The 17,439-nt window shown below is 64.8% G+C and carries 16 protein-coding genes and 1 tRNA gene; 10 read left to right on the plus strand and 7 right to left on the minus strand.

All coding sequences use genetic code 11. The annotated features are described in order from the left end of the window. Window positions 1-451: SDR family NAD(P)-dependent oxidoreductase (locus JAO75_RS11530; protein ID WP_210340240.1), on the minus strand; the 451-nt coding region annotated here is incomplete at its 3' end. Between the two features lie 198 nt (window positions 452-649). Between JAO75_RS11530 and JAO75_RS11535 the strand changes: the two genes are divergently transcribed. Continuing rightward, window positions 650-1,870, plus strand: a complete 1,221-nt coding sequence (locus tag JAO75_RS11535; protein ID WP_199049294.1) for an FAD-dependent oxidoreductase — start codon at window positions 650-652, stop codon at window positions 1,868-1,870. Here JAO75_RS11535 and ybaL read toward each other — a convergent pair. After that, window positions 1,769-3,619: a YbaL family putative K(+) efflux transporter gene (gene ybaL, locus JAO75_RS11540; RefSeq protein WP_199049295.1), complete on the minus strand. Its 1,851-nt coding sequence runs from the start codon at window positions 3,617-3,619 to the stop codon at window positions 1,769-1,771. The two genes, JAO75_RS11535 and ybaL, sit on opposite strands and share 102 nt — an antisense overlap. A 168-nt stretch (window positions 3,620-3,787) precedes the next feature. Between ybaL and JAO75_RS11545 the strand changes: the two genes are divergently transcribed. Together JAO75_RS11545 and JAO75_RS11550 are read left to right on the plus strand one after the other, a co-directional pair. After that, window positions 3,788-4,168 (plus strand): HesB/IscA family protein, encoded by a 381-nt coding sequence (locus JAO75_RS11545; protein WP_199049296.1) that lies wholly within the window; start codon window positions 3,788-3,790, stop codon window positions 4,166-4,168. A gap of 3 nt (window positions 4,169-4,171) precedes the next feature. Beyond that, window positions 4,172-4,567, plus strand: coding sequence for a TfoX/Sxy family protein (locus JAO75_RS11550; RefSeq protein WP_199049297.1), 396 nt, complete (start codon window positions 4,172-4,174; stop codon window positions 4,565-4,567). Here the strand turns inward: JAO75_RS11550 and JAO75_RS11555 are convergent. Continuing rightward, complete coding sequence (locus JAO75_RS11555) at window positions 4,560-6,068, minus strand: DEAD/DEAH box helicase (RefSeq protein ID WP_199049298.1); 1,509 nt, start codon at window positions 6,066-6,068, stop codon at window positions 4,560-4,562. The genes JAO75_RS11550 and JAO75_RS11555 overlap by 8 nt on opposite strands. Before the next feature lie 185 nt (window positions 6,069-6,253). On the opposite strand from JAO75_RS11555, the gene JAO75_RS11560 reads away from it, so the two are divergent. Next, entirely contained in the window at window positions 6,254-6,952 is a 699-nt protein-coding gene (locus tag JAO75_RS11560) for an alpha/beta fold hydrolase (RefSeq protein ID WP_199049299.1), read from the plus strand. Between the two features lie 310 nt (window positions 6,953-7,262). Continuing rightward, window positions 7,263-7,904 (plus strand): outer membrane protein, encoded by a 642-nt coding sequence (locus tag JAO75_RS11565; RefSeq protein ID WP_199049300.1) that lies wholly within the window; start codon window positions 7,263-7,265, stop codon window positions 7,902-7,904. 112 nt (window positions 7,905-8,016) lie between these two features. Here JAO75_RS11565 and JAO75_RS11570 read toward each other — a convergent pair whose 3' ends face one another. The 3 genes from JAO75_RS11570 to JAO75_RS11580 form a co-directional block, all read right to left on the minus strand. Continuing rightward, window positions 8,017-8,367, minus strand: coding sequence for a DUF1236 domain-containing protein (locus JAO75_RS11570; RefSeq protein WP_199049301.1), 351 nt, complete (start codon window positions 8,365-8,367; stop codon window positions 8,017-8,019). A 229-nt stretch (window positions 8,368-8,596) separates the two neighbouring features. Further along, complete coding sequence (gene glnA / locus JAO75_RS11575) at window positions 8,597-10,006, minus strand: type I glutamate--ammonia ligase (RefSeq protein WP_199049302.1); 1,410 nt, start codon at window positions 10,004-10,006, stop codon at window positions 8,597-8,599. Window positions 10,007-10,075: 69 nt separating this feature from the next. After that, window positions 10,076-10,414, minus strand: coding sequence for a P-II family nitrogen regulator (locus tag JAO75_RS11580; RefSeq protein WP_036352735.1), 339 nt, complete (start codon window positions 10,412-10,414; stop codon window positions 10,076-10,078). A gap of 180 nt (window positions 10,415-10,594) precedes the next feature. Between JAO75_RS11580 and JAO75_RS11585 the strand changes: the two genes are divergently transcribed. Beyond that, on the plus strand, window positions 10,595-12,082 hold the full coding sequence (locus JAO75_RS11585; RefSeq protein WP_199049303.1) for an NAD(P)H-hydrate dehydratase: 1,488 nt from the start codon (window positions 10,595-10,597) through the stop codon (window positions 12,080-12,082). Here the strand turns inward: JAO75_RS11585 and JAO75_RS11590 are convergent. Continuing rightward, complete coding sequence (locus JAO75_RS11590) at window positions 12,075-13,415, minus strand: multicopper oxidase family protein (protein ID WP_199049304.1); 1,341 nt, start codon at window positions 13,413-13,415, stop codon at window positions 12,075-12,077. The genes JAO75_RS11585 and JAO75_RS11590 overlap by 8 nt on opposite strands. 171 nt (window positions 13,416-13,586) lie before the next feature. On the opposite strand from JAO75_RS11590, the gene JAO75_RS11595 reads away from it, so the two are divergent. From JAO75_RS11595 to clpX, 4 genes are all read left to right on the plus strand, one after another. After that, window positions 13,587-13,671, plus strand: a tRNA-Leu gene (locus tag JAO75_RS11595). A 115-nt stretch (window positions 13,672-13,786) separates the two neighbouring features. Continuing rightward, window positions 13,787-15,154: a trigger factor gene (tig, locus tag JAO75_RS11600; protein ID WP_199049426.1), complete on the plus strand. Its 1,368-nt coding sequence runs from the start codon at window positions 13,787-13,789 to the stop codon at window positions 15,152-15,154. Between the two features lie 78 nt (window positions 15,155-15,232). Continuing rightward, window positions 15,233-15,865: an ATP-dependent Clp protease proteolytic subunit gene (locus tag JAO75_RS11605; RefSeq protein WP_199049305.1), complete on the plus strand. Its 633-nt coding sequence runs from the start codon at window positions 15,233-15,235 to the stop codon at window positions 15,863-15,865. A gap of 223 nt (window positions 15,866-16,088) precedes the next feature. Further along, window positions 16,089-17,357: an ATP-dependent Clp protease ATP-binding subunit ClpX gene (gene clpX / locus JAO75_RS11610; protein WP_036352724.1), complete on the plus strand. Its 1,269-nt coding sequence runs from the start codon at window positions 16,089-16,091 to the stop codon at window positions 17,355-17,357. The last annotated feature ends 82 nt before the right edge of the window (window positions 17,358-17,439 follow it).

Here is a 17,439-nt window from a genome sequence, read left to right on the forward strand (position 1 = left end):
AGGCCGAATACATTGATGCAGCTCTCACGTTTGTCACTCTGCCAACATCATCTTGCGACGCACGGCCGGACCATACATACTTGGCACCTAGAAAGGCCCCCGTGAGATTGACCGCGAGAGCTTCGTTCCATCCCGCAAGCGATACGCCGGGCGTCGGCCCCATTTCGCCATTCGTGCCGGCATTGTTGAAGGCAATGTCGAGGCCGCCAAAGTGGCGGAACGCTGTCTCGACCAACGCATGGGCCAAAGTCTCATCCCTGATATCGCCAGCGAGAGCGACGGCCCGGCCGCCCTCCGCCTCGATCTCTGCAACCAGGGTATTGAGGGCGTCCACACGCCGTGCGGTGACGACGACATTGGCCCCTTCGCGTGCGAAAAGCCGCGCCGTCGCGTAGCCAATGCCTGAGCTGGCGCCAGTCACAATGGCAGTTTTGTTCCTAAGTGATGTCATAGCTGAGATCTTTCCTCGTTGAGCTTGTAGCTCCGTGTTGGGATCTCAAATTACTTGCTGGCTTCCGACCCGCTTTCTGCGCCCGATTCCTGTGTTGAGGGATGGGTATCGCGTCCTCAACCTGACTTTGGCCCCGGGAAGAAAAGACGGTAGGCTCTGCTTTCATCCGAGCAGTTGCGGGATATCCCGAGGGAGCCGATGAACACGTCTCATATCCCCGAAACCCTTCACACCCGCTGCTGCATCGTTGGCGGCGGACCAGCCGGGATGATGCTGGGGCTTCTGCTGGCCCGGCAGGGCATCGAGGTGCTGGTTCTCGAAAAGCACGCGGATTTCCTGCGCGACTTTCGCGGCGATACCATCCATCCCTCAACGCTCGAGGTCATGGGTGAACTCGGGCTGCTCGACGAGTTCCTGGACCGGCCGCATCAGCAGACGCAGACGGTGAGCCTCGTGGTCGGCGGCGAGACCCTGAAGCTCGGTGACTTCTCCCATCTGCCGACGCGCTGCAAGTTCATCGCCTTCATGCCGCAATGGGAATTCCTCGACTTCCTGGCGGATCACGCCCGCGCCTATCCGCATTTCCGCTTGAGGATGCTGGCCGAAGCGACGGACCTTGTGGAGGAGCAGGGCAGGGTGGTCGGCGTGCGGGTCTCGACGTCCGATGGGCCTCTCGAGGTGAGGGCCGATCTCGTGGTTGCGGCCGACGGCCGGCGCTCCGTCCTGCGCGCGAAGGCCGGCCTTGAGGTGATGGATGTGGGCGCGCCCATGGACGTGCTCTGGATGCGCGTGTCGAAGCACCCTGGCGATCCGAGCCAGCTGCTCGGGCGCATCGAGGCCGGGCAGATGCTGGTGATGATCGACCGGGGCGACTACTGGCAATGCGCCTATCTCATCCCGAAGGGTTCGCTGGAGCGGCTCAGGCAGGAAGGTCTGCCGGCCTTCCGGGCGAATCTCGTGAAGGTGGCGTCCTTCCTGGCGGACCGTGTCGAAGAGCTGCGATCCTGGGACGACATCAAGCTTCTGACCGTCGCGATCGACCGGCTCAAGCAATGGTACGAGCCTGGGCTGCTGTGCATCGGCGATGCCGCTCACGCCATGTCGCCCGTCGGCGGCGTCGGGATCAACCTTGCGATCCAGGATGCGGTGGCGACCGCCAATATCCTCGGGCCGCTTCTCAAGCGCGGTCCCGTCGACGCCGAGCAGCTGGCTCTAGTGCAGAAGAGGCGCGAGTGGCCGACCAGGATGACCCAGAGGCTCCAGGTGCTGCTTCAAAACCGGCTGATCACGCCTGTCCTCAACAGCGCAGGGCCGGTCTCACCGCCCCGGCTCGTCCGGTGGCTGGCGCGCTGGTCCCTGTTCCGGCGAATCCCCGCCCGTCTTGTCGGCATCGGCTTCCGGCCCGAGCACGTTCGCTGAAGCCTCCGCTTCCTCATCGTCCAGGATGTCGTCCGCTTCGTCGACGGAGGACAGCACAGGCTCCCGTCGTGCGTTCGGCACGGCGGCGAACATGGCGCGGGCGATTTCCTGCTCGCCCATGACGATCCTGGTCGCGCCGCGTTTCATCACGTGCTCTTCCTCGGCGCGGGAGTGGGCGCGCACGATGATCGGCAGTTCCGGATTGATCCTGCGGGCCTGCTCGACCACCTGGCCACTCTCGAAGGCGTCGGGGATCGCGACCAGGAGACAGCGGGCCTGCGGGATGTTGGCGGCTGCGGCCACGTCCGGATCGGCGGCATTGCCGACGATGACTTCACGGCCGTCCCTCTGCAGCTCGGACACCTGCTCCCTGTTGGTTTCGATGACGAGGAGGGGGGCGCCGATCAATGCCATCTTGCGGCTGATGTACTTGCCGACCCGCCCATGCCCCACGAGCACCACATGATCGGCGAGCGATGTGACCGGCAGCGGCTCCCGGGCAGCTTCGGCGGCCACTCTTTCGGCCTCCTCGACCGCGGCAGCCACCGCCTTCGCCTCGGCCCGTGCCGTCTCCCGTTTCGCGAACCACCGGTCCAGCAGGGTGAACAGGAAAGGGTTCATCAGGATCGACAGGATGGCGCCGGCGAGGATCAGATCGCGGCCTTCCTCGGGCAGGATCTGAAGAGCGACTCCCAAGCCTGCGAGAATGAACGAAAATTCGCCGATCTGAGCAAGGCTTGCGGCAATGGTGAAAGCGGTCGAGTTGGGATGCCCGAAGAGCCGGACGATGGCGAAGGCCGCGAGCGACTTGCCCACGACGATGATCAGGAAGGTCGCCAGAACCGGTCCGAACTCGTTGATCAGGATTATCGGGTCGAACAGCATGCCGACCGAGACGAAGAACAGGACCGCGAAGGCGTCCCGCAGGGGCAGGGTCTCGGACGCGGCCTGGTGGCTGAGTTCCGACTCGCTCAGGACCATGCCGGCAAAGAAGGCCCCGAGGGCGAAGGATGCGCCGAACAGCTCCGCGGCCCCGAAGGCCGCGCCGAGCGCGATGGCAAGCACCGCGAGGCGGAAGAGCTCGCGCGAGCCGGTATGGGCCACATAATGCAGGATCCAGGGGATAACCCGTCGGCCGACGATGAGCATGATGGCCACGAACGCGACGACCTTGCCGAGAGTCAGGCCGAGGGAGATCACGATGGATTCGAGATCGGTCGAGGAGGTGGCGTTCGCGAAGGCCGGCAGCAGCACCAGCGTCAGCACCATCGCCAGGTCTTCCACGATGAGCCAGCCCACGGCGATATGGCCGCGCTCGGTCTCGACAAGACGGCGCTCCTGGAGGGCCCGCAGCAGCACGACCGTACTGGCGACCGAGAGGGCCAGACCGAACACGATGCCGCCGCCGATGCTCCAGCCCTGAAGCCAGGCGAGCCCCATGCCGAGAAGCGTGGCGCTGGCGATCTGCACGACGGCGCCGGGAATGGCGATGGCCCGGACGGACAGGAGGTCCTTGAGTGAGAAGTGAAGCCCGACGCCGAACATCAGCAGGATGACGCCAATTTCGGCGAGCTGGTTGGCAAGCCCTTGGTCCGCCACGTAGCCGGGCGTGAAGGGCCCGACCATGACGCCGGCGAGCAAATAGCCGATCAGAGGCGAGAGACGGAAGCGGTGCGCGAGGGCGCCGAGAGCGAATGCCAGGACCAGGCCGATGACGATGGTTGAAATCAGCGGCGCGTGATGCGGCATTTCCTCTCCTTCGAAGGGCTGAGTGTCGGGTGATGTCTCCGATATGGTCGACCTGGGCTGTTCGGGCAACCCTGAACGGTCTCGACGTTTGCCCTTCGACCTCTTATCTATAGATCAGTGAACTCGTTCTGCCCGGGCCTTGAACCCGGCTGTCAGGAGAGAAGGATTATGGCTCTACCCGGCTTCAAGGTCGTGACCTTGACCGACGCGGCGGCGAACCGCGTCAAGGACATCATCGGCAAGGCGGACCGCCCCATCGTGGGGGTGCGCGTCGGCGTGAAGAATGGCGGTTGCGCCGGCATGTCCTACACGATGGAATACGCGGAGAGCGTCAACCCGCTCGACGAGGTGGTCGAGGACAAGGGCGTGACCGTGCTCATCGACCCCAAGGCGGTGCTGTTCCTGCTCGGCACGGAGATGGACTTCCAGACGAGCAAGATGTCGTCGCAGTTCGTCTTCAACAATCCGAACCAGACCTCGGCCTGCGGCTGCGGTGAGTCCGTGGCCATCACTCCAGCCACTCCGCCGGCCCTTCAATCGGCAGGCTAGTCCATGGATGCCGAGACCATCCGCGACGTCTTTCGTGGCTTTGGCCTCTTGCAGATCCGCCGGATGTTCGGCGGGCAGGGCATCTATCGGGACGGGCTGATGTTCGCCCTGGAGGCCGGTGGCGAGCTGTACCTCAAGGTTGATGAGGAAAGCGTCGGGACGTTCCAGGAACTCGGCTCCCGCCCATTCACCGTCGAGATGAGGAACGGCCGCGCGACCCTTACGAGCTACTGGCTCATGCCGGAATCGGCCCTGGACGATCCTGACGAGGCGCGGGACTTTGCCGCCCTGGCACTAGGCGCAGCCCGGCGTGCCAAAGCCCGCAAGGGCACCAAGGCGGCTTCCACCAAGAAAGCTCCGAAGAAGGCCCGGAAGGCTGCTTCCGAGCCCGCTACTTGACCTTCTTGACCGGCACCGGCCGCATGAGGAAGGCCGGAACGTGATCGCCGAGGCCGACGACGCGCTCGTCGTCATCCTCGCGGCGGGAGCGGCCCTGGTATCCACGGTCCGAGGACCTGTCGCGCTCGGGCCTGTCCCGGTCGCGCCGCGGGGCGCGGGACGGCTGCTCCTCACGCGGAGCCGGAGCCGAACGAGGGGCCGGAGCTTCCTCTCTTGTCGCTTCAGCAGGTCTTGCCGCTTCGGCAGGCTCCTGTGATCGTCCCGAGGACCTGACCTTGACCTTGCGGCCGCGCGACGGCCGTTCCTCACCTCTGTCGCCCCGCTCACCACGTCCGCCGCGACGGCGGGAGGAGCCCTCGGATTGCGGGCGCTCGGCAAGGGTCGGGCCCTGCCACTCGACCGGCTGACCGATCAGCTTCTCGATCGCCGCGAGGGACTTCTCGTCGCCTGGACCCACCAGCGTGAAGGACTGGCCGGCGCGTCCGGCCCGGCCCGTGCGGCCGATGCGGTGCACGTAATCCTCGGCATGGTGCGGGATGTCGTAGTTGAACACATGGCTCACGGCCGGAATGTCGAGGCCGCGGGCCGCGACGTCGCTGGCCACCAGGATGGGCATCTCCCCGGTGCGGAAGCTGTCGAGGGATGCCATGCGGGCGTGCTGATCCATGTCGCCGTGCAGCGCCGCTGCGGCGAAGCCATGCTTCTGCAGGGAGCGGTGGAGGACGGCCACATCGCGCTTGCGGTTGCAGAAGACGATGGCGTTCTTCAGGTCCGTGGCGTTGCGGATCAGCTCGCGCAGGGTCTCCCGCTTCTCGAAGTCATCGCGGCCCGTCGCCACGAGACGCTGGGTGATCGTCGAGGCCGTCGAGGCCGCGCGGGCCACCTCCACCTTGACCGGGTTGTGCAGGAAGGCGTCGGCGAGGCGCTGGATCTCCGGCGGCATGGTGGCCGAGAAGAACAGGGTCTGCCGGGTGAAGGGCACGAGCTTCACGATGCGCTCGATGTCCGGGATGAAGCCCATGTCGAGCATGCGGTCGGCTTCGTCGATCACGAGGAGCTCGACGCCCGTGAGCAGGAGCTTGCCGCGCTCGAAATGGTCGAGCAGGCGGCCGGGCGTCGCGATCAGCACATCGACGCCGCGGGTGATCTTGGCGTCCTGGTCGCCGAAGGACACGCCGCCGATCAGCAGGGCCACGGAAAGCTTGTGATTGATTCCATACTTGTCGAAGTTGTCCTCGACCTGGGCGGCGAGCTCGCGGGTCGGCTCGAGAATGAGCGTGCGCGGCATGCGCGCCCGGGCGCGGCCCGTCTCCAGGAGCGTCAGCATCGGCAGGGTGAAGGCCGCCGTCTTGCCCGTGCCGGTCTGGGCGATGCCCAGCACGTCCTTGCGGGCGAGCACATGGGGAATGGCCTGAGCCTGGATCGGGGTCGGCTCCGTATAGCCTGCGCTGGATACGGCCTGTTGAACTTTCTCGCTAAGTCCGAGTTCGGCGAAGGACATGAATTCTCATTACCGTTGGGGCTGGGCGCGCTCTTCAGTGCCGGCCGCGCTCTACGGCAACAAACAGGCGCGAAACTGGTTTCACCTGAGGCTCTTGCTCAAGTTAAGACGTGGCGGGACCATAAGAGAAGCTATGCGCTTGTCAATCCAGCCAAACTTGCCGAGGGACAACTGAGGAACATTTGATGGCCGAAACACTCGTTTTGATTCCCGGGCTGGCCTGCACCTCCCGCCTCTTCGAGCCGCAGGTGGCCGCCCTGGCAGGCGAGCGCACGATCCTGATCGCGGACCACACCCGCGATGATTCGATCCCGGCCATCGCGGCCCGCCTCTTGCGGGAAGCTCCCGAGCGTTTCGCGGTCGCCGGACTCTCCATGGGTGGGTACATCGCCCTGGAGGTGATGCGGCAGGCGCCGGAACGGGTGGCGCGGCTCGCCCTGCTCGACACGAGCGCCCGTCCGGATACGGTGGAGGCGAGCCAGGACCGCGAGCGGCTCATTGCCCTGGCGCAGGCCGGGCGCTTCACGGACATTCATTCCAAGCTCTGGCCGCGCCTCGTGCATCCGGCCCATCGAGAGGACCGCGCGCTTCAGGATATCGTGCTCGGCATGATGCGCGAGACGGGCGCCGAGGCCTATGCCCGCCAGCAGCGGGCGATCATGGCCCGGGCCGATTCACGCCCGAACCTTCCAGGCATCGAGGTGCCGACGCTGGTGCTCGTCGGTGAGGGGGACGCCATCACGCCGCCGGAGGTCGCCCGGGAAATGGCCGAGATGATCGAGTGGGCGTCCCTGGTGGTCGTGCCCGAGTCGGGGCATCTCTCGACCCTAGAGCAGCCCGAGCGCGTCACGCAGGCTCTCAGATTGTGGCTGAACAAGGATTAACCACGATTCAGCCTCTCGCTTGCGGAGCTCTTCGCGATCATGGTCAATGATTGGTTACCGCCCATCCATGCGGTGGCCGGCGACGTTCGATAGTCAGACAAGTAATTGAATATGCTAATATTTCTCTGGTCGCTCAGTGAAGGCTATGAGGTGTTCGGATCTGCCCCGATGGGTTGCGGGACCCGGGTCGGCGGCCAGGAAGAGGGCACGGTCACTGTTGAGATTTGGACTGTGGCAGGAAAGTGACAGACGGAACGTCACGTCTAGGCTAGAAGCTGAGCCACATCCTTCCAACAGATGGACCCGAAACATGAAAAAGATCCTCCTCTCTTCGGTCGCTCTGCTCGGCCTCGCCACCGGCGCTGTCGCTGCTGACCTTCCCTCCCGCCGCGCCGCTCCGGCTCCGGTGATCGTGGCTGCTCCGATCTTCACCTGGACCGGCTTCTACGTCGGTGTGAACGCCGGCTACGGCTGGTCGAACGACGACTTCGACGCCATTGATCTGGCGGACGAGGATGACGACGGCGGCTTCGTCGGCGGCGCCCAGGTCGGCTACAACTACCAGATCGGCTCGTTCGTGGTCGGTCTCGAAGGCGACATCCAGTACGCCGACTTCGGCGGCTCGTTCACCTTCGCTGACGGCCCCGATGCCGACACGGACCTTGACGTGTTCGACCGCGGCGACTGGTTCGGCACGGTGCGTGCTCGCGCCGGTGTGGCCTTCGACCGTGCTCTGATCTACGCCACCGGCGGCTTCGCGTTCGCGGATGACGCCAACGGCTGGACCGTGGGTGGTGGTGTGGAGTACGCCTTCACCAACAACCTGTCGGCGAAGATCGAAGGTCTGTACGTCAACCTCGACCACGACGATAACGACTTCCCGGGCTTCGACGGCGAGACCGACTTCGGCGTCATCCGCGCCGGTCTGAACTTCCGCTTCGGCAGCTACTAAGATCCGTCGCCTCCGCGACAGACGAAAAGGCCCGGGTCACCCCGGGCCTTTTTGCTTTTCCGGCTGATGAAACGGCCGCCCATCAGCATGGGCGGCCTTTCGTACTCTTACGTTACTCGACGATGGTCACGACCTTGCGGGTCTTCGGGTCCACCAGCACCACGTTGTCGTTGTAGACGAAGTAGCGGTGGCCCTTCACGGACGGAACTTCCGAGACGATGGTCTCGGGAACAGTCCGCAGCTCCACGGTATCCGGCACCATCGCGCCGACCGTCACCTTTTCCTTGATCGTGGCCGGTGCGCTCGAGCCGAGCTGCTGGCGGATGATGGTGCGCTTCTCGGGAGCGATGGTGACGGAGCCCGTCGTCTCGGTGGTGGTCGTGGTCACCGAGGTCTGAGCGCCGGCCGGGACGGCAGCCAGCAGGCCGATGGCGGCCGCGGTCGCAATCACAAAGCTTTTCATGGTTCAATCTCCTCTGAAGTTTTTGGGCTTGCGGCTCCATTGCGGGAACGGATCCTCCGCTCGCCTCGGGTCGAATAATTCGGGCCGGGGCGAACCGTTCCCCTCTATCAGGTGCTTTTTGTCTCCCTGCCAGGCTTAAGTTCCTGAGAAGCCAGAACAAAAAAAGCCGGAGCCCGAAGGCTCCGGCGAAGGAAGGCTGCGGATCCGCAGCCGGGAGGAAACGCGTCCGTTAGACGGAGTAGTACATCTGGAACTCGACCGGGTGCGGGGTCATCTCGAACCGGGCGACCTCTGCCATCTTCAGCTCGATGTAGCTGTCGATGAAGTCGTCGTTGAACACGCCACCGGCCTTGAGGAACCCGCGGTCCTTGTCGACGCTTGCAAGAGCTTCGCGGAGCGAGCCGCACACAGTCGGGATCTTCTTCAGCTCGCGCGGAGGCAGATCGTAGAGATCCTTGTCCATGGCCGGGCCGGGATCGATCTTGTTCAGGATGCCGTCGAGACCGGCCATCATGATCGCAGCAAAAGCGAGATACGGATTGGCGGTCGGATCGGGGAAGCGGATCTCGACGCGCTTGGCCTTCGGCGAGGTCGTCCACGGAATACGGCACGAAGCCGAGCGGTTGCGGGCCGAGTAGGCCAGCAGCACCGGAGCCTCGTAGCCCGGAACGAGACGCTTATAGGAGTTCGTCGACGGGTTGGTGAAGGCGTTCAGCGCCTTGGCGTGCTTGATGATGCCGCCGATGTACCACAGGCATTCCTGGGACAGGTCGGCATACTTGTTGCCGGCGAACAGAGGCTTGCCGCCCTTCCAGAGCGACTGGTGGACGTGCATGCCGGAGCCGTTGTCGCCATAGACCGGCTTCGGCATGAAGGTGGCCGTCTTGCCGTAGGACTGTGCGACGTTGTGGATGCAGTACTTGTAGATCTGCATCTCGTCGGCAGTGCGCACGAGGGTGTTGAACTTCGTGCCGAGCTCGTGCTGGGCGGAGGCCACCTCGTGGTGGTGCTTCTCGACGGTGACGCCCATGGCCTTCATGGCAGCCAACATCTCGCCGCGCATATCCTGGGCGGAGTCGAGCGGGGGAACCGGGAAGTAGCCGCCCTTGGTGGGAATGCGGTGGCCGAGGTTGCCGCCCTCGTAAGCCGTGTCGCCGTTGGTCGGCAGCTCGGCGGCGTCGAGCTTGAAGCCGGTGTTGTAGGGGTCGGCCATGAACTTCACGTCGTCGAAGATGAAGAACTCGGCCTCGGGGCCGACATAGACCGTGTCGGCGATGCCCGTGGACTTCAGATAGGCCTCGGCCTTCTTGGCGATTCCGCGCGGATCGCGGTTGTAGGGCTCGCCGGTGGCGGGCTCGAGAATGTCGCAGTTGATCGACATGGTGGAAGCCGCGAAGAACGGGTCCATCTGAGCCGTCGTCGGGTCGGGCATGAGGGTCATGTCGGACTCGTTGATCGCCTTCCAGCCGGCGATGGACGAGCCGTCGAACATGATGCCGTCGGCGAACATATCCTCATCGACCATGTCGACGTCGAAAGTGACGTGCTGCCACTTGCCGCGCGGGTCGGTGAAACGGAAGTCGACGTACTTGACGTCGTTATCCTTGATCGCCTTCAGCACATCCTTGGCGGTCTGCATGGTCGTCTGGTCCTCTTCTGCCCTTGAGAATCATCCTTGGCCTTCCGGCCTTGGCTTGGAAAAGCGAGGTTAGATCGCGTCGGATCCGGTCTCGCCCGTGCGGATACGAACGGCCTCTTCGACCGTCGAAACGAAAATCTTGCCGTCGCCGATGCGGCCGGTCTGGGCCGCCTTGCGGATGGCCTCAATGGCGGCATCCGCCATGTCGTCGTTGAGAACGATCTCGAGCTTCACCTTCGGCAGGAAGTCCACCACGTATTCCGCGCCCCGGTAGAGCTCGGTGTGGCCCTTCTGGCGGCCGAAGCCCTTGGCCTCAATGACGGTGATGCCCTGGAGGCCGACTTCCTGGAGAGCTTCTTTGACTTCATCGAGCTTGAAGGGCTTGATGATGGCTTCGATCTTCTTCATCCCGTTCAACCGTTCTCGTTCGAGGTTTTGCTGCTTTTAGCATCGGCAGGGAGGAGCCTTCCATGGCCTCATCGAGTCAAAACCGTCCATTCTGCTGCCTTGCTGAGCATCTTCTGCTCAAAGATTGTGCAGTTGCGAAAAAGCTCGCCAGTTCCTCGAAAACGGGTCCATTTTGCTCCCATGACAGCCCCTGAACTCGTTCTGACCTCCTCCGAAATGAGGCAAGCCGACCGGGAGACCATCGAAAGCGGGATTCCGGGCATCGAACTCATGCGGCGCGCCGGGCGCGCGGTTGCCGACGGTGCCGAAAAATTAGCCTCTCCGGGCGGCAGGATCGTCGTGGCGGCAGGGCCGGGCCAGAACGGCGGGGACGGCTTCATCGCGGCCACCCTGCTGGCCGAGCGGGGCTACCGGGTCAGCCTGGGCCTTCTGGGCACTCCCGACCGGCTGACCGGCGATGCGGCCGAGGCCGCCAAGGACTGGAGAGGCGAGGTCGGACGGGTCGAAGACCTCTCCTTCAAGGAGGCGGACGTCATCGTCGACGCGCTCTTCGGCACCGGTCTCGCGCGCGATCTTGAGGGGGCCGCGCGCCTTGCCGTGGAGCACATGAACGCCTCGGGGCGGCCGATCCTTGCAGTGGATCTGCCCTCCGGGATCGACGGCGACACCGGCCAGCTGCGGGGGCTTGCGGTCAAGGCTGCTCGCACCGTGACCTTCGCGGCCCGCAAGCCTGGCCATCTGCTGATGCCGGGGCGGGCCTATAGCGGACCGGTCGAGGTGGCCGATATCGGGATCGGCCGCAGGACTCTGGAAGCCAAGGGCGTCACGCTGTTCGCCAACGATCCCGCATTGTGGAGCCACACGCTGCCGAGGCCGGGGCTCTCTTCCCACAAGTACGAGCGCGGCCACACGCTGGTGGCCTCCGGCGGCGCCACACGGACGGGCGCCGCGCGGCTGGCAGCGCGGGCGGCACTGCGGATCGGCTCCGGTCTCGTGACGGTGGCCTCGCCCCCAGAGGCGCTCGGGGTCAATGCGGCCCATCTCACGGCGATCATGCTGCGGGGCTGCGACGGGCCGGAGGGGCTCAATACGATCCTGCAGGACCCGCGCTTCAACGCCCTGGTTCTTGGCCCGGCGCTCGGCATCCATGCGGGAACGCGCGCCATGGTGGCGGTGGCGGTTCACGCCCGGCGCAGCCTCGTCCTCGATGCGGATGCCCTGACCTCCTTCGAGGGGCTCGCCTCGGAACTGCATGGAGCGTTCCGATATGCGCCGACGGTGCTCACGCCGCACGATGGCGAGTTCACCCGGTTGTTCAAAGGACACCAGGATCTTCTTGATCCCGCGTCGAAAATCGAGCGCACCCGCCGCGCCGCCGCTTATACGGGCGCGGTGGTGCTGCTCAAGGGGCCCGATACGGTGATCGCCGCGCCGGACGGCCGCGCGGCGATCAACGAGAACGGCACGCCGTATCTGGCGACGGCCGGGTCGGGCGATACGCTTTGCGGCCTCATCGCCGGCTTGATGGCCCAGGGCGTGCCCGCCTTCGAGGCGGCCTGCGCCGGGGTGTGGATCCACGCGGAAGCGGGGGCGAGCTTCGGACCGGGGCTGATCGCCGAAGATCTGGCGGAGCTGGTGCCCGGGGTGCTGAGGGACCTGCTCAGGTGACCTCGATCCAGGTCCACAGGCCCGCATCGAACCGTTCCAGCACGGTCGAGGCCAGAAGCCACTTGCCTGGGTTGTCCGCCACGAAGGCGATGCGGATTGTCTTGTTCTCCGGCACCTGCACCGTATCCAGCCAATAGGGCTCCCAACCGTCGTCGAGCGCATGGAGGAGACGGAAGGCATGGCCGTGCAGGTGGAGGGGCTGCATGAACGCCGTCTGGTTCGTCAGGGCCAGGACCACGGGAGTGCCGCGCTTGACCTTCACGAGCGGGGCGCCCGTCGGCTGGCCGGCCGCTCCGTTGATCGTCCAGGGGGCGTTCGGCGCCTTGGGGTCGCCCTTGAGCACCACATCTTTGCGGGTAGCATTCTGAAGCTTGATCGTCTGAGGCAGCTTCGTATTCGCGGGCAGCGGGGTGACGGCGGGCAGAGCCGGGCGCTTCTCGCCCACGGTCGTGATTTCGAGGAGAGGCAGTCCGTCGCCGACCATCGCCGTCAGGGCGCCCGTCACGCCGGCTTCGAGGGCGAGGTCCACGAGCAGGTCGTAGCGGGTGCCGGGCGCGAAGGGCAGGGAGGCGCGCAGCGGTTCGAAGGTGCTGGTCGGCTGCCCGTCCGCAGCGATCACATAGGCCTTCAGCCCATCGAGGCGCAGGCGCATGGCGCGGGCGTTGCAGGCATTGGCGAGCCGCAGCCGCAGCCGCCCGCCGGGAGGCGCCTCGATCCGTTGCGGCGTCGGTTGGCCGTTCAGGCTGAGCCAGTTCCCGAGCCGACCCGCGGGAGCAGCCTCGGCCGGCTGTTCGAAAGGCGCCAGCGATCCATCGTCGTTCAGGCGCCAGTCGTCGATGAGGAGCGCAAGATCCCGCTCGACCTCGGGAGGGTTGGCCTCCTCCACGATCAGCAGGCCCGAGAGGCCGCGCTCCTGCGGTTCGGCGCTGCCGCCGAGCACGCGAGCGCCGATCAGGAAGGTGCCGGCATCGGGCGGGGTGAAGCGGTAATCGTAGGACTGGCCGGGCACCACCGGCTCCTGCGTCAGGCCGCCGACGCCGTCCATGGCGTTAGGACCTCGAACCCCATGGAAGTGCAGGGACAGGGGCAGGGCGGTTTCGTTCCGCAGCCTCAGTTGCAACTCCACGCCCTGCCTGATCCGTAGCGCGGGAGCCAGGGAACCGTTGAAGGTCCACGCCTCCGCCTCGCCGGCTGCGTCCAGGCGGAGCTTGAGCGGGACAGGCTTTGCCGTGAACTCCGGGACGGGCGAGCCTGCCTCTTGAGCCAATCCCGCTCGAGGAAGCCCGATCAGGGAGGTGGCGAGGCCGGCGGTGACGGCGCGGCGGGTGATCATGCAGGGGCTCGCGAATGGCTCGAGGAGTTCGGTACCGGTACAGCGTTGAACGTGAACGGCCAAGTTCGGTTGCCAATTGGCCGCATACGAACTTTTTTGATGCACGCTTTCTCAACCATGCTATAGAGCCGCGTCCCGGAAGAGGGGCGCGTTCGCGCGCGCTGCTCCCGCGCGGGCGTGGCGGAATTGGTAGACGCACTGGATTTAGGTTCCAGCGACGCAAGTTGTGGGGGTTCGAGTCCCTCCGCCCGCACCAATCCCGTCAGGGTTGGATCCGGAGGCTCCGAGCGGCTGAGGTGACGGCGTGACGCCGCATCGGCCGGAGCTTGGATTTGAGATTCATATTCGAGTGGATGAAGGCGAATAGTACCATGCAGGTGACGGAAACACTGTCCCAAGGCTTGAAGCGAGAGTTCAAGGTCGTGCTCCCGGCCACCGAGTTGGAAGAGCGCCTGAACAGCGAATTGTCGACCCTGAAGGACCGGGTCCGGCTCAACGGTTTCCGTCCCGGCAAGGTGCCGGTGGGTCACCTGCGCAAGGTCTATGGCCGTTCCGTCATGGCCGACGTCCTGCAGAACGCCGTCAACGAGGCGAACCGCAAGATCGTCGAGGACAACAGCCTGAAGCTTGCCAACGAGCCCCAGGTTCAGTTCCCCGAGAGCCAGGAAGAGGTCGAGAAGGCCATGGACGCCAAGGGCGATCTGGCCTTCACCGTCGCCCTCGAGGTCCTGCCGGACTTCGAGCTGGCCGACCTGTCCGACGTCGCCGTCACCAAGCCGGTGGCCGAGGTCACCGACGCTGAGATCAACGAATCGCTCGAGCGCATGGCCAAGCAGAACCGCTCCTTCGAGACGAAGGACGGTGAGGCTGTGTCCGGCGACCGCGTCGTCGTGGACTTCGTGGGCCGCATGGACGGCACCGAGTTCGAGGGCGGCAACGGCCAGGACATCCGGGTCGAGCTCGGCTCCAACACCTTCATCCCGGGCTTCGAGGACCAGCTCCTCGGCCTCAAGGCCGGCGACACCAAGCTCGTGAAGGTCACCTTCCCGGTGAACTACATGGCCGCTCACCTGGCCGGCAAGGACGCCGAGTTCGACGTGACCGTGAAGGAAGTCGAGGCTCCCGGCGAGCTGAAGATCGACGACGAGATGGCCAAGGGCTTCGGCATGGAGTCCCTGGACAAGCTCAAGGAAGCGATCAGCGACGCCATCAAGCGCGACTTCGACACCCAGTCCCGCCGCAAGGTCAAGAAGGACCTGCTGGACGCCCTGGACGCCAAGTACAGCTTCGAGCTGCCGCCGACCCTGGTCGAGCAGGAGTTCGCGGCCGTGTGGTCGCAGGTCGTGGGCGACATGAAGTCCAACAACCGCACCTTCGCGGATGAGGACACCACAGAGGACGAGGCCAAGGCCGAGTACCGCAAGATCGCCGAGCGCCGCGTGCGCCTCGGGTTGGTCCTTGCACAGATCGGTGAGAAGTCCGATATCAAGATCTCCGACGACGAGGTGACTCAGGCCCTCATCGAGCGGGTCCGTCAGTACCCCGGCCAGGAGCGCCAGGTTTGGGAGTTCTACCAAAAGAACCCGCAGGCCCTAGCTGAAATCCGGGCTCCTCTGTTCGAAGAGAAAGTCGTCGACCAGATCCTGTCCCAGGTGAAGGTGAAGGAAGAGACCGTCTCCAAGGATGCGCTCTTCAGCGACGAGGACGAGGACGGAGAGAAAGCCGGCAAGGGCGAGTAACGCTCCCTTAAGCGTCTCGTTGCTTGCATGAATTGGACGGCCGCGAATCTGCGCGGCCGAACTGGAGCAGTGAGACAAATGAGAGATCCGGTAGCGCTCTTTAACAATACGCTCGTCCCGATGGTGGTTGAGCAGTCGAACCGCGGCGAACGCGCGTTCGACATCTATTCGCGCCTCCTGCGCGAACGGATTATCTTCCTCACGGGTCCTGTCGAAGACTACTCGGCCTCGCTGATCGTGGCGCAGCTTCTGTTCCTCGAGGCCGAGAACCCGAAGAAGGAAATCTCCTTCTACATCAACTCGCCCGGTGGCGTGGTGACCTCGGGTCTGTCGATCTACGACACCATGCAGTTCATCCGCTGCCCGGTCTCGACCCTCTGCGTCGGCCAGGCCGCCTCCATGGGCTCCCTCCTGCTGACCGCCGGCGAGAAGGGCATGCGCTTCGCCCTCCCGAACGCCCGGATCATGGTCCACCAGCCCTCCGGCGGCTACCAGGGCCAAGTGACCGACATCATGATCCACGCCCGCGAGAGCGAGGCCCTCAAGCGCCGGCTGAACGAGATCTACGTCCAGCACACCAGCCAGCCCTACGAGGCCATCGAGCGGGCGCTCGAGCGCGACAACTTCATGACCGCCGAGGCGGCCCAGGAGTTCGGGCTGATCGATCAGGTCATCGCGAAGCGTCCGGAGCCGGCCGCACCCCCGGCCTAACCCTTAAAACCTGGGGACAAATTCCTCCAGGGTGCGTCTTTTTGGCGGGCAATTCCGTTTCTATTGATCACGCGGCCTCCGCGTGATTGCATGCGGATTCGGGAAGACTGGGCGATTTGGACGTTCAATTCTTAGCGACGGAACATTTTATTAGCTCCGTCGCTCATAACTTAGAAGTGTTGGGCCGGGAGAGGCCGTCCCGGCACGGATTGGAGATGTGACAATGACCAAGGCTGGCGGCAACGACTCCAAGAGCACGCTGTACTGCTCCTTTTGCGGCAAGAGCCAGCACGAGGTTCGCAAGCTGATCGCTGGCCCGACGGTTTTCATCTGCGATGAATGCGTCGAGCTCTGCATGGACATCATCCGCGAAGAGTCGAAATCGTCTCTCGTGAAGTCCCGCGACGGGGTTCCGACCCCGAAGGAAATCAGCCGCGTTCTGGACGATTACGTGATCGGCCAGGAGCACGCCAAGAAGGTGCTCTCGGTAGCGGTCCACAACCATTACAAGCGCCTGGCTCACGCGACGAAGCACAACGACGTCGAACTGGCCAAGTCGAACATCCTGCTGATCGGTCCCACCGGCTCGGGCAAGACCCTGCTGGCCCAGACCCTGGCCCGGATCCTGGACGTGCCGTTCACCATGGCGGACGCCACGACCCTGACCGAGGCCGGCTACGTCGGTGAGGACGTGGAGAACATCATCCTCAAGCTGCTCCAGGCCTCCGACTACAATGTCGAGCGGGCCCAGCGCGGCATCGTCTATATCGACGAGATCGACAAGATCTCCCGCAAGTCGGACAATCCCTCGATCACCCGCGACGTCTCGGGCGAGGGCGTGCAGCAGGCGCTTCTGAAGATCATGGAGGGCACCGTGGCCTCCGTGCCTCCCCAGGGCGGCCGCAAGCACCCGCAGCAGGAATTCCTGCAGGTCGACACCACGAACATCCTGTTCATCTGCGGCGGCGCCTTTGCGGGCCTCGAGCGGATCATCGCCAGCCGCGGCAAGGGCACGTCCATCGGCTTCGCCGCCAGCGTGAGCTCGCCGGACGACCGCCGGACGGGCGAGATCTTCCGTGAGGTGGAACCCGAGGATCTGCTGAAGTTTGGCCTGATTCCGGAGTTCGTGGGCCGTCTGCCGGTCCTGGCGACCCTGGAAGACCTCGACATCGACGCCCTGAAGACCATTCTGCAGGAGCCGAAGAACGCCCTGGTCAAGCAGTACCAGCGCCTGTTCGAGATGGAGAACGTGCAGCTGACGTTCCAGGACGAGGCCCTGACCCTCATCGCCAAGAAGGCCATCGAGCGCAAGACCGGCGCCCGCGGTCTGCGGTCCATCATGGAAGGCATCCTGCTGGAGACCATGTACGATCTGCCGGGCCTCGACTCGGTCGAGCAGGTGGTGATCGGGCCCGAGGTGGTGGAGGGCAAGGCCAAACCGCTCTTCATCCACGGCGAGCGCAACGATCAGGCCGCCAGCGCCAGCGCCTAAGGGCGGCGGCGAGGGGGCTCCCATGAACCGATCCGTTGCGGGCAATCTTCTTGAAACGAAGGGTCCGCAACGCCACATTATC

The organism is Microvirga splendida (assembly GCF_016427565.1).
Classification (GTDB): domain Bacteria; phylum Pseudomonadota; class Alphaproteobacteria; order Rhizobiales; family Beijerinckiaceae; genus Microvirga; species Microvirga splendida.

What these genes read in the sequence shown, in the direction of transcription:
- JAO75_RS11535 (WP_199049294.1), top strand. Translation starts at nt 650, where the DNA reads ATGAACACGTCTCATATCCCCGAAACCCTTCACACCCGCTGCTGCATC.
- ybaL (WP_199049295.1), bottom strand. Translation starts at nt 3,619, where the DNA reads ATGCCGCATCACGCGCCGCTGATTTCAACCATCGTCATCGGCCTGGTC.
- JAO75_RS11545 (WP_199049296.1), top strand. Translation starts at nt 3,788, where the DNA reads ATGGCTCTACCCGGCTTCAAGGTCGTGACCTTGACCGACGCGGCGGCG.
- JAO75_RS11550 (WP_199049297.1), top strand. Translation starts at nt 4,172, where the DNA reads ATGGATGCCGAGACCATCCGCGACGTCTTTCGTGGCTTTGGCCTCTTG.
- JAO75_RS11555 (WP_199049298.1), bottom strand. Translation starts at nt 6,068, where the DNA reads ATGTCCTTCGCCGAACTCGGACTTAGCGAGAAAGTTCAACAGGCCGTA.
- JAO75_RS11560 (WP_199049299.1), top strand. Translation starts at nt 6,254, where the DNA reads ATGGCCGAAACACTCGTTTTGATTCCCGGGCTGGCCTGCACCTCCCGC.
- JAO75_RS11565 (WP_199049300.1), top strand. Translation starts at nt 7,263, where the DNA reads ATGAAAAAGATCCTCCTCTCTTCGGTCGCTCTGCTCGGCCTCGCCACC.
- JAO75_RS11570 (WP_199049301.1), bottom strand. Translation starts at nt 8,367, where the DNA reads ATGAAAAGCTTTGTGATTGCGACCGCGGCCGCCATCGGCCTGCTGGCT.
- glnA (WP_199049302.1), bottom strand. Translation starts at nt 10,006, where the DNA reads ATGCAGACCGCCAAGGATGTGCTGAAGGCGATCAAGGATAACGACGTC.
- JAO75_RS11580 (WP_036352735.1), bottom strand. Translation starts at nt 10,414, where the DNA reads ATGAAGAAGATCGAAGCCATCATCAAGCCCTTCAAGCTCGATGAAGTC.
- JAO75_RS11585 (WP_199049303.1), top strand. Translation starts at nt 10,595, where the DNA reads ATGACAGCCCCTGAACTCGTTCTGACCTCCTCCGAAATGAGGCAAGCC.
- JAO75_RS11590 (WP_199049304.1), bottom strand. Translation starts at nt 13,415, where the DNA reads ATGATCACCCGCCGCGCCGTCACCGCCGGCCTCGCCACCTCCCTGATC.
- tig (WP_199049426.1), top strand. Translation starts at nt 13,787, where the DNA reads ATGCAGGTGACGGAAACACTGTCCCAAGGCTTGAAGCGAGAGTTCAAG.
- JAO75_RS11605 (WP_199049305.1), top strand. Translation starts at nt 15,233, where the DNA reads ATGAGAGATCCGGTAGCGCTCTTTAACAATACGCTCGTCCCGATGGTG.
- clpX (WP_036352724.1), top strand. Translation starts at nt 16,089, where the DNA reads ATGACCAAGGCTGGCGGCAACGACTCCAAGAGCACGCTGTACTGCTCC.